The sequence below is a fragment of the Pseudomonas sp. PB3P13 genome, from assembly GCF_054897735.1.
This window is the reverse complement of the sequence record NZ_CM142702.1, coordinates 978,655-992,304: the sequence shown is the minus strand read 5'-3', so window position 1 is coordinate 992,304 and position 13,650 is coordinate 978,655. Positions and strand designations below refer to the sequence as shown.

Here is a 13,650-nt window from a genome sequence, read left to right as displayed (position 1 = left end):
CAAACCCTCTTATTGTTCTGTCAGGGGATGCACGCGCACACCCTGTTCGAGCTGCGCCAATTGCGCCGCATCGTCGATTCCGAAACCAATCCGGGTGACCGCCAGCGCGGCAATCGCCGTGGCGGTGCGCAGGGTCTGTTCAGGCGTGTCGGCACTGAGCAAACCGTGGAGCATGCCGGCCAGTAACGAATCGCCGGCACCGACCGTGCTGGCGACAGCCACCTTGGGCGGCGTGGCATGCATGGCCGAGCCGACGCTGAACCAGTTCACCCCCTCGGCCCCGTCGGAAATCACCACATGCTCGATGCCTTGAGCGTGCAGACGACTCGCCGCTTCGGCTTGAGCCGTCACTGAAATCGCCTCGAAGCCGAGCACATCCGCAAGCTCATCGGTGTTGGGCTTGATCAGCCAGGGTCCGGCCTTGAGCGCAGCACGCAACGCCTCGCCACTGGTGTCCAGCGCCACCCTCAGGCCGAGCTCTTTCAAACGCACGATCAGCGCCTGCAACCACTGCGCACTGATGCCTTGTGGCAGGCTGCCGGCAACCACTACGGCGTCATGCCCCGGCGCAATCCGATCGAGCCGATCCAGCAACGCCTGTTGCGCCGCCTCGCTGACCATCGGCCCCGGCCCGTTGATATCGGTGATCCGGCCATCGCTTTCCGCAAGTTTCAGGTTGCTGCGCGTTTCGCCGGGGACGCGGATGAAAGCATCGTCAAAACCGCGCTGGGCGAACAACAACTCGAACGCTTGCAGATTGTCCTCGCCGAGAAACCCGCTGACGGTCAGTTGATGCCCGAGGTCCGCCAGCACTTGCGCGACGTTGACGCCTTTGCCGGCGGCGTGGGTGTGCATCGCTTCACTGCGGTTGACCTGACCGGGCTCAAGGCGCGGCAGCTGGACGGTAAGGTCCAGCGCCGGGTTGAGGGTCAGCGTTAAGATCCTGGCCATTACAGGGCCTCCACTAATGCGCGCACTTCATGGGCGCTGCCGACGGTCAGGGCCTGTCGGGCAAGGGTTTGAGACTGGGTCAGGCTGAGTTCGCGGATGCGCGCCTTGACCTCGGCGATGCTGCGTCCCGACACGCTCAACTCATCGACACCCAGGCCAACCAGCACCGGCACGGCCAACGGGTCGGCCGCCAGCTCGCCGCAAACGCCAACCCACTTGCCATGGGCGTGGGCGGCACGCACGGTGATGTCGATCAGTTGCAGAACGGCCGGGTGCAAACCGTCCGCCTGGGCCGACAACGTCGGATGGCCGCGGTCGATGGCCAGGGTGTATTGAGTGAGGTCATTGGTGCCGACACTGAAAAAGTCGACTTCCCTGGCCAGCACCGGCGCCAGCAATGCTGCCGACGGCACTTCGATCATGATGCCCAACTGCAAATCCGCGACCGGGATTTCCAGGCGCAAGCGCTCGGTCATGTCCCGCGCCTGGCGCCACTCCTCGACGCTGCCGACCATCGGGAACATGATCCGCAATGGGCGGTTGTCGGCAGCCCGCAACAAGGCGCGCAATTGCGCCTCCATGATCTTCGGACGTTGCAAGGTCAGGCGTATGCCGCGCACGCCGAGGAAGGGGTTTTCCTCCTTCGCGATTGGCCAGTAAGGCAGCGGTTTGTCGCCGCCGACATCGAGCGTGCGCACCACAAGCGGCCGACCCGCGAGGCCATCGAGGACGCGACGGTATTCAGCTTCCTGAGTGGCCTCGTCCGGCGCTTGCGGATGGGCCATGAAAATCAGCTCGGTGCGCAGCAGGCCGATGCCTTCGGCGCCCTGCTCCACCGCACTGATCACGCCTGCGCTTTCGCCGATGTTGGCGAACACTTCTACCGCATGTCCATCGTTGGTCAGCGCCGGTTGATGACGTTGTTCGGCCGCCGCTTTGAGGCGTTGCTCACGGGTGTCGCGCTCTTGCGTGGCGCGCTGCAAGGTCGCCGGATCGGCGTCCACGTGCAGGCGACCGCGCTGACCGTCGAGCAACAACGGCGTGCCCGGCGCCAGCAGCAACACGGCCGCGCCCGCGCCCACCAGCGCCGGAATGCCGAGTGCTCGGGCGACGATGGCGCTGTGTGCCGTGGCGCCGCCGCGGGCGGTCAGAATGCCGGCGACACGTGCCGGATCAAGCCGCGCAACGTCGGACGGACCGACCTCGTCCATCACCAGAATGTACGGCTGCTCGGGCTCGCTCGGGGTTTCAACGCCGCACAGTTGCGCCAGCACCCGCCGACCGACATCACGCAGGTCGGCGGCGCGTTCAGCCAGCAACGCGTCCTGCAACGCTTCCTGTTGTTTCGCGGCGGCTTCGATCACCGCCATCCACGCCGCCTCGGCGCTCTCGCCTTGCTTGAGGCGGGTCTCGACTTCATCGGTCAATTCCGGGTCGTCGAGCATTTCCTGGTGGGTGATGAAAATCTCGCGAATCGCTTTGGACTTGCTGCGCTCGATCAGCCCTTCGATGTCGCGCCGAACCTCCGCCAGCGCCTGCTTCAGGCGCTCGCGCTCGATGGTCGCCGTCTCACCGCGCAGCGGGTATTCGATCTCTTGCTGCACGTGAATATGCGCCGGGCCGATGGCGATGCCGGGCGCTGCGGGAATCGCCTGAACCAGGCTCCCGGACGCCGGCGCGAGCAGCACTTGGGCAATGTCCGCGAGCACTTCAGGTTGCTGGCTGACGGCCGGCAAAGGCTCTACTTCTTCACCGAGGCCTTCTTCGATGGCAGCCAGCAAGGCCGGCAACGCATCGGCGGCAACGCTCGGCTCGGCAACGAATTCCAGCACCTGACCGCGACGGGCGCCGAGGCTGAGCAACTTGCTCAAGCTCTTGACCGATACCGCGCTGTCCTGACCATCGACAATCCGCACGCGAATTTCGCCGTCAAAACTTTTCGCCAGTTGCGCGAGGATCTTCGCCGGCCGCGCGTGCAAACCATGGGCATTGGCCAGGGCGATGCGCGCACTCGGCCAATCGGCGGGTAATTCACCGCCCAGCACTTCGAGAACTTTGCGGCTGCTGGTCGCCCGGCCCAATTCGTGGCCGCGACCTTCGATCAGCAATGCGCACAGACGCTCGAGCAACGCCTGATGCGCTTCACCCAGGCTGGCCAGGCAGAACAAACCACTCAGCGGTTGACCGAGGTAGCGCATCGGTTTGTCCGGGGTGACGAAGGCCAGCCCCGGACGCTTGACCGTTTGCTCGCTGTGCAACCACCACAAGCCATCGCCCAGCGGCAGCGCTTCGACCTGTTGCAGCACGGCGGCAAAGCCATTGCTCACGCAATCGGCCTGACGCAGCAATCGGGCACCGCGCCAAACCAGTTCTTCGAAATCATCGGCGGAAACACCCAGGCCGATCATCTGCGCATCCAGTGCCAGTTCTTGCGGCGCGCCTTGCAACAATTTCAACAGCGCTTCGGCAGAACCGGCACGGCGCAAGGCCTGACCCAGATCGGTCTCGCCGAGGGCGCGGGTCAGCAGTTGCAAAAGTCTTAAGTGTTCGTCGGATTTGGCGGCAATGCCGATCGCCAGGTAAACGATCTGGCCATCGCCCCAATCCACACCCTCGGGAAACTGCATCAGGCGCACGCCGGTGGAAAACACCTGATCGCGGGTTTCCGGCGTACCGTGGGGAATGGCAATACCTTGGCCGAGAAATGTCGAGCCCTGCGCTTCGCGCGCCTGCAGTCCGGCGAGGTAACCCTCGGCGACCAGCCCGTCGGCGACCAGATGTCCAGCCAGCAATTGCAGCGCGGCGGGCTTGTCCACGGCCGACTGGCCCATGGAAATCTGCTCTATGGTGAGATCGAGCATGCGTTCTCCTTTTTGGCGTCTGATGACGCCAGGTATTGTTTTGACTGCTTCAGCTTAGGCGCTTAAGGAACACTTTTGACGGTTTCACGGCAGAACCGGCCAAATACGCCAACAACCTCGAAAATACGGCAGCTGAAACGTTTAATCTAGATGGATTGGCACGTTACTCGATTATGTTCCATCCTTGAAGTCCAACTTGTCGGAAGCGTTGCGACAAGGGTTGTCTGCCTGAATCGGGTACGATTGGCGAAAATGTCGGGCAAGCTCGAAAAAAACAAGGAAAGCCGAGTTGAAACTCAGTGATATCGCACAGTTGGCCGGCGTGTCCGTGACCACCGCCAGTTATGTCATCAATGGCAAGGCCGAGCAGCAGCGGATCAGCAGCGCTACCGTGGAACGCGTGCGCGCGGTCGTCGAACAACACGGCTTCACGCCTAATCCGCAAGCCGCCGGTTTGCGCAGTCGGCACACCCGCACGTTGGGCTTTATTCTGCCGGACCTGGAGAACCCGAGTTACGCGCGAATTGCCAAATTGCTGGAACAAGGCGCCCGGGCGCGCGGCTATCAGTTGCTAATCGCCAGTTCCGACGATGCACCGGACAGCGAACGGCAGTTGCTGCAACTGTTTCGCGCCCGCCGCTGCGATGCGTTGATCGTCGCCAGTTGCCTGTCGGCAGGCGATGACAGTTATCGTCAGTTGCAGGCCAAGGGCACCCCGATCATTGCCATCGACCGGGTCATGGAGCCCGAGCATTTCTGCTCGGTGATCAGCGACGACCGCGAAGCCAGCCTGCAACTCACCCGCAGCCTGCTCGAGCCGCTGCCCAGGCAGATCGTGCTGATCGGTGCGCGGCCAGAACTGAGCATCAGTCAGGAACGGGCGGCCGGTTTCCGCGAGGCGCTGGCCGGATTCAAGGGCGAAATCCTCGTCGAACACGCTGAATCATTCAGTCGCGAGTGCGGCAAACAATTGATGGTGGAACTCCTTCAGCGTCTGGGGCATTTGCCGGACGCGCTGGTGACCACTTCCTACGTGCTGCTGCAAGGCGTGTTCGATGCCTTGCACGATTTCCCACTGAAGAACCGACCGTTGCGCCTCGGCACCTTCGGCGATACGCAGCTGCTGGATTTCCTGCCGCTGCCGGTCAATGCCATGGCCCAGCAGCATCAGTTGATCGCCGACAAAGCCCTGAACCTGGCGTTGGCTGCCATCGAGCAGTCCGACTATCAGCCCGGCGTCCACGCCATTGCGCGAACCTTCAAACAGCGTATTCGGCAGGAGTAGACCGTGGAGCTGATCGACACCCATACGCACCTGGATTTCCCGGACTTCGATGCGGATCGCGCGACCTTGCTCGCCGACAGTCGCGCCCTCGGCGTCCGTAAAATCGTGGTGCTGGGTGTCCATCAAGGCAATTGGCAACGGGTGTGGGAACTGGTGCAAAGCGATCCCGACCTGCATGCGGCGTTCGGCCTGCACCCGGTGTTTCTCGACGAGCACCGCCCGGAACATGTGGTCGAACTGGCCGATTGGCTGACGCGGCTCGCGGGCCATCGACAGCTGTGCGCGGTGGGCGAAATCGGGCTGGATTACTTCATCGAATCACTTGATCGCGAGCGGCAGCAGACGCTGTTCGACACCCAGCTGCAACTGGCAGCGGACTTCGATCTGCCGGCGTTGATTCATGTGCGGCGCAGCCATGCAGCGGTGGTCGCTACCCTCAAGCGTTTCAAGTTGAAACGCGCGGGGATCATCCATGCATTCGCCGGGAGCAAGGAAGAAGCCGGCGAATACATCAAGCTCGGTTTCAAACTCGGGCTCGGCGGCGCGGCAACCTGGCCGCAAGCGCTGCGCATGCACCGTGTGCTGGCCCAATTGCCGCTGGAGGCCGTGGTGCTGGAAACCGACGCGCCGGACATGGCGCCGGCGATGTTCCCTGGCCAACGCAACAGTCCGGCGCATTTGCCGGCGATCTGTGCGGCACTGGCGAAGATCATGGCGGTGAGCCCCGAGCAGTTGGCAGCGGCCAGTACGGCAAATGCGTGTGAGTTGTTCAACTGGTGACTTGCGGCCCCACAAGGAAACCGGTTTCCACACTAAACCCGAAACGCGCTGATCAGCTGCTTGAGCTCCACCACCTGCACCGACAACGCCCGGCTGGCATCTTCGGTCTGGTGCGCGCCTTCGGCCGTGCGCTCGCCGGCGCGGTTGATCTCAACGATGTTCTGATCGATGTCATGCGCGACGGCGGTCTGCTGCTCCACCGCCGCCGCAATTTGCTGATTCTGATCAACGATCATTCCGACGGCGCCGAGGATATTTTCCAGCGCCTGCTGCACCTTTTCCGATTGCCCGACCGTGCCGTTGGCCATTTGATGGCTGGTGCCCATCGCCTTCACGGCAGCGCCGACGCCACTGTGCAATTTAGCGATCATCTGCTCGATCTCTTCAGTCGATTGCTGGGTGCGTTTGGCCAGCGTCCGCACCTCGTCCGCCACTACCGCAAAACCTCGCCCCTGCTCGCCCGCACGTGCCGCCTCGATGGCCGCGTTGAGCGCCAGCAGGTTGGTTTGCTCGGCGATACTTTTGATCACTTCCAGTACACGGCTGATCGACTGGCTGTCGCTGGCCAATTGATTGATGACCAGCACCGACTGATCGATCTCGCTGGCCAGTGCCGCAATACTGCCCTGTTGCGATGCCACGAGCGTGCGACCACTGAGGGTTTCGTCATTGACGCTGTGAGCGCTGCTGACTGCCGCCGCAGCACTGCGCGCCACCTCCAGGGAAGTGGCCGACATCTGGTTCATCGCCGTGGCGACCTGCTCGATCTGTGAGCGCTGCCCCGCCACAGCCTGATTACTTTGAGAGGAGACATTTTCGACCTGACCGGCCTGACGTTCGACCTCCTCCACGGTATGCCCAACGCGCTCGATCAGGTCATGGATTTTCTTCACGGTGCCGTTGAACACCTCACCCAACTCGCCCAGTTCATCACGGCTATTGGCGCTGAAGGTCACCGTCATGTCGCCAGCCGCCACCTTGTCCATCACCGCGCCGAGGCGTTTGAGGGTGGTGCGGGTCGACGCGTAGAAACCGCCGTAGAGGTAAAAAATCAGCACGAACACCGCCGACAAGGCGACCGCCTGCAGGATCATGTGAGTGCGGTTCTGCTCCAGTCGTTGTTGCAATTGGGTGCCGAGAAATTTCAGGGTGGCTTCGTTGAGCTGGTAAGTCTGGTCCATCAGGCCGGTGACCTGATCGTAGAAGGCCTGCCAGGGTGCATCCAGCGTGTCGGCCATCACCACCTGTTCTTCGAAGAGTTCACTGGCCAGTTTGAGCGATGCCTGGCTGCCATCTGCCAGGGCACTCAAGTTCTCATGTGCGGCTTTGCTTGAGCCCAGGGCGTCTTGCAACTTCAGGCCGTACTCGCCTTGCAGCTTCTCGATCTGCGCCAGCAATTCGTCGAAACGGGTGCTCGATGACGAATTGAGAAAGCCCTGGCCGAGGGAATAAGAGCCCATCGCCCGACCATCGCCCAGGGTTTGAGTGATCGCCGGGGTGATCTGGGTGATCAGTTCGCTGAGCTGGCGCATGTCGCTTTGATTATCGCGACTCAAGCCGGCCTGACTGGCAATGATCTGGCTGAATATCTGCGCGTTGCCGAGCAACTTGCCGATCAGCGCGCTTTTGCTCTGCAGGGAGTTTTCCGTTTGCTGGGCTTTGAACGCGCGGGTCATCTCATCGCGCTTGGCATCGAAAACCGCGATCTGTTCCGGATCGGTGGTCATGGCAGTCAGCCCTTCAAGGCGGGCCAAAACACTTTGCTCAATACTGCCGATTTGCGACTCGACGTTGCTGGCCTTGCCGGCCTGGCCGAGGTAGACGTTGATCTGCACCAGATTGTTAAGGGTTTCCAGATCACGCCGCAGGGTCAGGCTGCTGCCTAACAAGTCGAGGCTCTGCAATTCAACCTGGGTGCCCTGAAACTCGCGATAGGAATCGCGCACCAGATAGAAATTGGTGACCAGCATCGGGATGAGAAACAGCACGCTGATGAGGCTGAACTTCATGCCGAAGCTCAGGCGATTCATCAGTGCAACGGCGGGATAGAGCAAGCTCTTCACTGGAGATCTCCCTTTCTGATTTTTTTTGTTTTTATATGGCAGGCGCCACTCGGCGGCAGATAGCCACTATTTCGTGACAGCCCTGTATAGCTTAAATCGGCGGGAGGTTGTGTAACTTAAGGTTAACGGGGGAGCGGGACTTGTAGCAGCTGCCGAAGGCGGCGCCCGCTGCGTCGGGCTGGGGCCTGAGCAGCGGACGCAGCCTTCGGCAGCTGCTACAAATGGCGGGGCTGCTTGCTGGTGTCGGCGATCAGGGCAGAACCGTCCACAGCGCGAACCCGGCGTACCAGAGCACGGCTGCGCGGAGCAGCAATTCCCAAAGGTTGTCGAGGCTGTTGATACCGTGCGGACCTACCACAGGCGCGGGTATCTCGCCGGCTGCCAGACCGACTTTCCCGATCAGGTGCGCGGCACTGATGTTCCAGTTCAGCAGTTCGTGCAGCATCACGCGGCTGACCGCCACAAAGTTACCAACCAGGGCGAAACTGGCAGCCAACAGACGCACCGGCACCCAATCAAACGCATGCCGCAATTGCCCCGCACGTTCAACGACCGCCGGGTTTTGCCCGTGTTCTTCAGCGAGCGCCAGCAATCGATAACTCAATGCCGCCACCGGGCCCAATACGAAGTACCAGAAAATCACGGCAAAGAAGCTCTGATAACCTTCCCACAGCAAATGCCCCTGAACCTCCTCCAGCAATTGCTCTGCGCTGTCGGCGCCGATATCCAGGTCGCGTTTGGCCACATGCGCGGCAGCTTGCAGGTCTTCACGCCGCCAGGCATCGCGAAACGGCCCGAGGCCGGCCAGCAGATCACCGCGGCCCAGGCTGTAAATCACCACCAGCAAATGCACTGGCAATGCCAGCAGTCCATACGCCACCGGTTCCAGCACCACCAACAGCAGCCCCAGCAGCGCCACTGGCAGCAGCACCAGAATGGTCAAAATCAGCCAGGGACGGGGCGCCACACGCGGGTTCGATTCCAGCTTGTGCAGTTCGCGCAACCAACCGCCGTCACGTTGAATCCGATGGCGCAGGGCCGAGAACTTTTCGACCCACACTGCCAGCAGCAACACCAGAAAACTCATTGTCCTTCCTCTTTTTCCTTAACAGCGGTTGCCAAAGCAGTGCGATAGCGGACCCAGTCGAACGCCGGCCCCGGATCGGTCTTGCGCCCCGGTGCGATGTCGCTGTGCCCGCAGATGCGTTGCGCGGTGATCGCCGGGAAAGTCCCCTGCAATTGCACGGTCAGCGCCGTCAACGATAAATACTGCGCATCGGTGAACGGCAGATCATCGGTGCCTTCGAGTTCGATGCCTATGGAAAAATCGTTACAGGTTTCCCGCCCTTCAAAGCACGAAATACCGGCATGCCAGGCGCGCTCGATACAAGAGACAAACTGGGTGACGGTGCCGTCACGCTCTATCAGAAAATGCGCAGACACCCGCAGGTCGGCGATCCCCTCAAAGTAGGGATGCTCTGTGACATCCAGCCGGTTCTGGAAAAATTCCTGCACCTTGCCGGTGGCAAATTGCGCCGGAGGCAGGCTGATGTTGTGAATCACCAGCAGGGAAATTTCGTCTGTGGGGCGCGCATTGAAGTTGGGCGATGGGCACGCTTGCACGCCCTGACACCAACCGCTCGCGGGGTCCAACTGCATACAGGTTCCTTCAGCAACGACCGTGTTGGCGCTCAGTATGCCGCGATAGTTCTCGACGGGCGATCACTTGCCGTGATCGAGACGCCGCAGGTGGCCGATCACCGACTCCAGCGCGCGATCAAACAGTAACGTGTCAGCCAGGGTTCGCACCGAGCCTCGCTGAAAATCATGCGCCAACTCCATACGGCTGCGCTCCAGAACTTTCATGCCGGTGCGGTTGACGAAAATGTACTTGTCCGTGGCCTCGATGATCGCGGTCAGTTTGCAGCGCAGCGTGTTTTCTTCGTCCTCCTCGATCTCCACCCAACTGCCCAGCGTCAGTTGATCGACTTGCACCAGGCCGGCGTCATCGGTGGGCAACCGCACCGAAGTCTCCCCGGCAAAGGCACTTTGCAGAACAACGTCCTCGCGTACCTCAACCATCGCAGCGTCGGCCACTCGCACGAGTGTCAGCGGTTGGTCCGCCCGCTCGAACAATTGCAGATGCAACGTCTCCAGGTCGCTGAAAAACTCGCCGGTGGCAAACGGATCGAATGCCGACCTGCTCAAACCATCACGCAACGATTTCAACAAGCCGGGCACCAGCGCGAGCAAACGCAGGTTCGCATCGGGCTCGTCGTGGCGCTGCACACTCCAGATCAACTGCTCCATGGTCTGGACATCGGCGTGCCACTCGGCCGATTGATCGCCGTGTTTCAGCCACGTCAGCAACAGCACTTGAACCCAGGCCTCCTGCACGAACGTCACCACCCGTTGCGGCAACACTTTGCCGAGCAAGGCCTGGTTCACTGCCTGTCGGATGCGCTGACGGGCCAGCCCGGTTTTCGCGCGACCTTCTTCAGCGTCGCGGGTACGCTGTTCGAGCAGCTCGCTGCTACGGCGTTCATCGCTGGTGAACGCCAGAAAATCCGCCAGCAACTCGGAAAAAATCGCCGGGTCATCGACGAAATCGTTCAACAAGCGCTGCACAACCTGATCGATGCGCACGTACAGGCTGTCGCGTGCATGATCGTCGCTCTCGCCCCAGCCCTTAGCGGCGTCCGCGATCTCATTGAGCAGACGCCGCGCCGGGTGGCTGCTGCGACTGAAAAAGCTTTTATCGAGGACGGCGATTTTCAGCATCGGGATCTGCAAACGGGCGATCTGCGCCTTGAGCGAATCCGGCAGGTTATGGTCATCGAGGATGCAGTCGAACAACATCGCGATCAGATTGATGACGTCCTCGTCGGCTACGGCAACCACCCGTGGCGTGCCGGTTTTGACACTGGCGCGGGTCAATAACTGTTCCAGCTGGTTGCGCAGGTCAAAATCATCCTGAGACGCAAGCTCAGGCACGTATTGCTGCAAATGCGAGAGCATGCGCAACAGGTCGCGGGTGGAAATCGGTTGCGCAGGGGCACTGGTTTCAAGGGTGGGCGCGACACTGCCGCGCACGTGAGACAACAGTGTCTGCAGCGCGGTAAACACTGCCTGAACGTTGCTATCAAGCGGGATGGCGGCGAGCTGGGGGACGTCGTCGACTGATTCGCCATGGGCACTCGCAGCTGCGCGATCCTTGGCGCGTCGCACGGGGGCCGGCTTGAGATCGGGCAGGACACCGTTGCCCATCAGCAGCTGATTCACCTGCGAATACAGCAGATCGACATCGCTGAGCACATACCGCTCGAAGAGCTTGAGAATGACCAGCTTGACCTTGATCTCAACGCCAAGGGTTTGAGCGGCCTGCACAAAATATTCACAAATCATCGCGGGGCCCATCGGGTTGCGCCCTGCGATCAGTTTCTTGCCCAACAACATGCTGAGTCGGGCGGTCACCTGGTCAAGCGCATAACCGTCGCGGTTCAACACTTTGCCGACCATCGCCTCCACCGCTACCGCTCGCTCCAGATCATCGCTGGGGCGCCCGGCCACATCGATTGCCAACGCTGCAGGCGCTTTGCTGTTTTTCTCGTGCGTCAGGCGAATGAATGCCTGGAAGAACTGCTCAAAAAACACCCGTTCGATGCTTTTGCGTTTGAGGCGCAAATCGCGCATGGCCTCGAAGAAAATGTTCTGGTCCACGTCATTTCGCGCGCGGTCTGCCATTTCGAACAGCGTGTCGTCGGCATTTTCGAAGAGTTGCTGGAAGCCCTGCCTGAGTTGCTGCGTCACTGTGTCGCGAACCTGCAGCAAAACAAGCGGCACACGGGCCAGCGGCGAGTCATGGGATTGCTCGGTCATGGCCTTGCGCAAGGGCACTACTTTGCCGTCGTTGTGCATCCTGGCCTCCTGAACCGATGATGCGAAGGGCGTCGCCTTTGACCGAGCCAACAGCCTGTCAAAGTCATGACGTCAAATGTGAGGCAAATTATCGGGTAAAAGACATGACGTTTGCCAGCGGGCTCTGTTCCGGTATTGAAATAGACGTTTGCGGTGACTGCAAGTTAACTTCAAATCGACCAAATGCACCGTTCAGAGCCATTTGAGGCCGGCTCATGCCTTGGGTTGCCGTGCGCCATGGCCCATAATCGGGCCACTTTGTTTGTGGAGTCTGTTATGCCGAACCTACGTCTCGCCGATTTGACTGCTGAAATCGAAGCCAACGTGCGCCGCGCGTTACTCGAAGACATTGGCAGCGGCGACATCACCGCGCAACTGATCCCGGCCGAACGCTTGGCCAAAGCTACCATCATCACTCGCGATGCTGCCGTTATTGCAGGCACATCGTGGGTAGACGCGGTTTTTCGGCAGCTGGACCCGCGTGTTGCCGTGCACTGGCAAGTGCGCGACGGCGAACGGGTGAAACCCAACCAGGCGCTGTTTCACCTCGAAGGCCCGGCACGCTCGTTGCTGTCCGGGGAACGCAGTGCGCTGAATTTTCTGCAATTGCTTTCCGGCGTGGCCACGCGAGCGCAATACCTGGCGGATTTCGTCGCCGAAACCCAAGTGAAGCTGCTCGACACCCGTAAGACCTTTCCCGGGCTACGTCTGGCGCAAAAGTACGCGGTGACCTGCGGCGGCTGCCATAACCACCGCATCGGCCTGTACGACGCCTTCCTGATCAAGGAAAACCATATCGCCGCCTGCGGTGGCATTGCCGAGGCTATCAACGCCGCGCACAAGATCGCGCCGGGCAAACCGGTAGAGATCGAAGTGGAGAACCTGGGGGAGCTGAAAGAAGCGCTGGCGGCGGGTGCCGATATCGTCATGCTCGACGAACTGAGCCTGGACGATATGCGCGAAGCGGTGCGCCTGAACGGCGGCAAGGCAAAACTGGAGGCCAGTGGCGGCATCAACGAAAGCACGCTGCTGCCCATCGCTCAAACCGGCGTGGACTACATTTCCATTGGTGCGATGACCAAGGATGTGAAGGCTGTGGACCTGTCGATGCGCTTGAGTCTCTGAGCAGCTACAAGCGGCAAGCTACAAGCTCCAAGCAGTTCCGCTTTGACTTGTAGCTTGTGGCTTGAAACTTGAAGCTGCGTTAAACGACGAGATTATTCATCTCGCAGTATTCTTCCCATTCGACGCCCAACACTTCGGCCGCCTCTCTGTGCAAGACCAGGCGCGCTGCTTCAAACTCTTCCGGAGTCGAGGTGTACTTGAGCGTCAGCTCCCAGGGCTGCAAGCCTTGAGATTCCGCTTCATCCTCGAACGCCCACTGAATCTGGTCTTTCTGATCGTCGGCGGAGAGGTCTTTGATTTCTTCGGCTAGCTGGGGCGTGTCCTGAACATACTTCTTCAGCGCTTCTTCGTGACGCGCTTCCTGGGACAATTCTTTAACGGTCATGGCGTTCTCGCTGATCTGGGGAATGGAAGATGGATCTGGATCATCAAGGATCTCTCTGACGCAAAAAACCGTTGAAAATCCGGTTTGTCTGGCCTTCAGAACCATTCGGGGATCATCTGAAAACAAGGTGTCGCTTGTGCCCGAGACAGGAATCGAACCTGCGACCTTCGCGTTACGAGTGCGCTGCTCTACCGGCTGAGCTACACGGGCGGTGGGCTAAACCTAGCACTGACCATCGGGTCAGGCAACTTCACTATTCGTCTCAAACTCTTGCAGGCAAAA

General features: G+C 60.7%; 10 protein-coding genes, 1 tRNA gene and 1 pseudogene. 3 read left to right on the top strand and 9 right to left on the bottom strand.

Features of this window, described 5'->3' with window-relative positions:
- Positions 1–9: 9 nt before the first annotated feature.
- Entirely contained in the window at positions 10–951 is a 942-nt protein-coding gene (gene pfkB / locus ACYZT1_RS04380) for a 1-phosphofructokinase (RefSeq protein ID WP_462017832.1), read from the bottom strand.
- On the bottom strand, positions 951–3,812 hold the full coding sequence (ptsP, locus tag ACYZT1_RS04375; RefSeq protein ID WP_462017831.1) for a phosphoenolpyruvate--protein phosphotransferase: 2,862 nt from the start codon (positions 3,810–3,812) through the stop codon (positions 951–953). Before ptsP ends, pfkB begins: the two co-directional genes overlap by 1 nt.
- A gap of 289 nt (positions 3,813–4,101) precedes the next feature.
- On the opposite strand from ptsP, the gene cra reads away from it, so the two are divergent.
- Both cra and ACYZT1_RS04365 read left to right on the top strand, forming a co-directional pair.
- Positions 4,102–5,097 carry a catabolite repressor/activator gene (gene cra / locus ACYZT1_RS04370; protein ID WP_462017830.1) on the top strand — a complete coding sequence of 332 codons (996 nt, stop codon included), beginning with the start codon at positions 4,102–4,104 and terminating at the stop codon, positions 5,095–5,097.
- 3 nt (positions 5,098–5,100) lie between these two features.
- Positions 5,101–5,877, top strand: a complete 777-nt coding sequence (locus ACYZT1_RS04365; RefSeq protein WP_462017829.1) for a TatD family hydrolase — start codon at positions 5,101–5,103, stop codon at positions 5,875–5,877.
- Between the two features lie 32 nt (positions 5,878–5,909).
- On the opposite strand, the gene ACYZT1_RS04360 is transcribed toward ACYZT1_RS04365, so the two are convergent.
- The 5 genes and pseudogenes from ACYZT1_RS04360 to ACYZT1_RS04340 form a co-directional block, all read right to left on the bottom strand.
- A complete protein-coding gene (locus ACYZT1_RS04360; protein WP_462019187.1) occupies positions 5,910–6,614 on the bottom strand; it encodes a methyl-accepting chemotaxis protein in 705 nt (234 codons plus the stop codon).
- Positions 6,615–6,767: 153 nt separating this feature from the next.
- Positions 6,768–6,971: pseudogene (locus tag ACYZT1_RS04355) on the bottom strand (HAMP domain-containing protein); the annotation flags it as partial.
- Between the two features lie 1,219 nt (positions 6,972–8,190).
- The gene (ampE, locus tag ACYZT1_RS04350) at positions 8,191–9,027 is read right to left on the bottom strand and encodes a regulatory signaling modulator protein AmpE (protein ID WP_462017828.1); all 837 of its coding nucleotides are present in this window, start codon (positions 9,025–9,027) and stop codon (positions 8,191–8,193) included.
- The gene (gene ampD / locus ACYZT1_RS04345) at positions 9,024–9,599 is read right to left on the bottom strand and encodes a 1,6-anhydro-N-acetylmuramyl-L-alanine amidase AmpD (RefSeq protein ID WP_462017827.1); all 576 of its coding nucleotides are present in this window, start codon (positions 9,597–9,599) and stop codon (positions 9,024–9,026) included. The genes ampE and ampD overlap by 4 nt, the downstream gene beginning before the upstream one ends.
- 63 nt (positions 9,600–9,662) lie before the next feature.
- A complete protein-coding gene (locus ACYZT1_RS04340; RefSeq protein WP_462017826.1) occupies positions 9,663–11,858 on the bottom strand; it encodes a DUF1631 domain-containing protein in 2,196 nt (731 codons plus the stop codon).
- Positions 11,859–12,134: 276 nt separating this feature from the next.
- On the opposite strand from ACYZT1_RS04340, the gene nadC reads away from it, so the two are divergent.
- The gene (nadC, locus tag ACYZT1_RS04335) at positions 12,135–12,983 is read left to right on the top strand and encodes a carboxylating nicotinate-nucleotide diphosphorylase (RefSeq protein WP_462017825.1); all 849 of its coding nucleotides are present in this window, start codon (positions 12,135–12,137) and stop codon (positions 12,981–12,983) included.
- A gap of 79 nt (positions 12,984–13,062) precedes the next feature.
- Here the strand turns inward: nadC and ACYZT1_RS04330 are convergent, their stop codons facing one another.
- Entirely contained in the window at positions 13,063–13,473 is a 411-nt protein-coding gene (locus ACYZT1_RS04330; RefSeq protein ID WP_462017824.1) for a DUF6388 family protein, read from the bottom strand.
- A 32-nt stretch (positions 13,474–13,505) separates the two neighbouring features.
- A tRNA-Thr gene (locus tag ACYZT1_RS04325) sits at positions 13,506–13,578 on the bottom strand.
- Between the last annotated feature and the right edge of the window lie 72 nt (positions 13,579–13,650).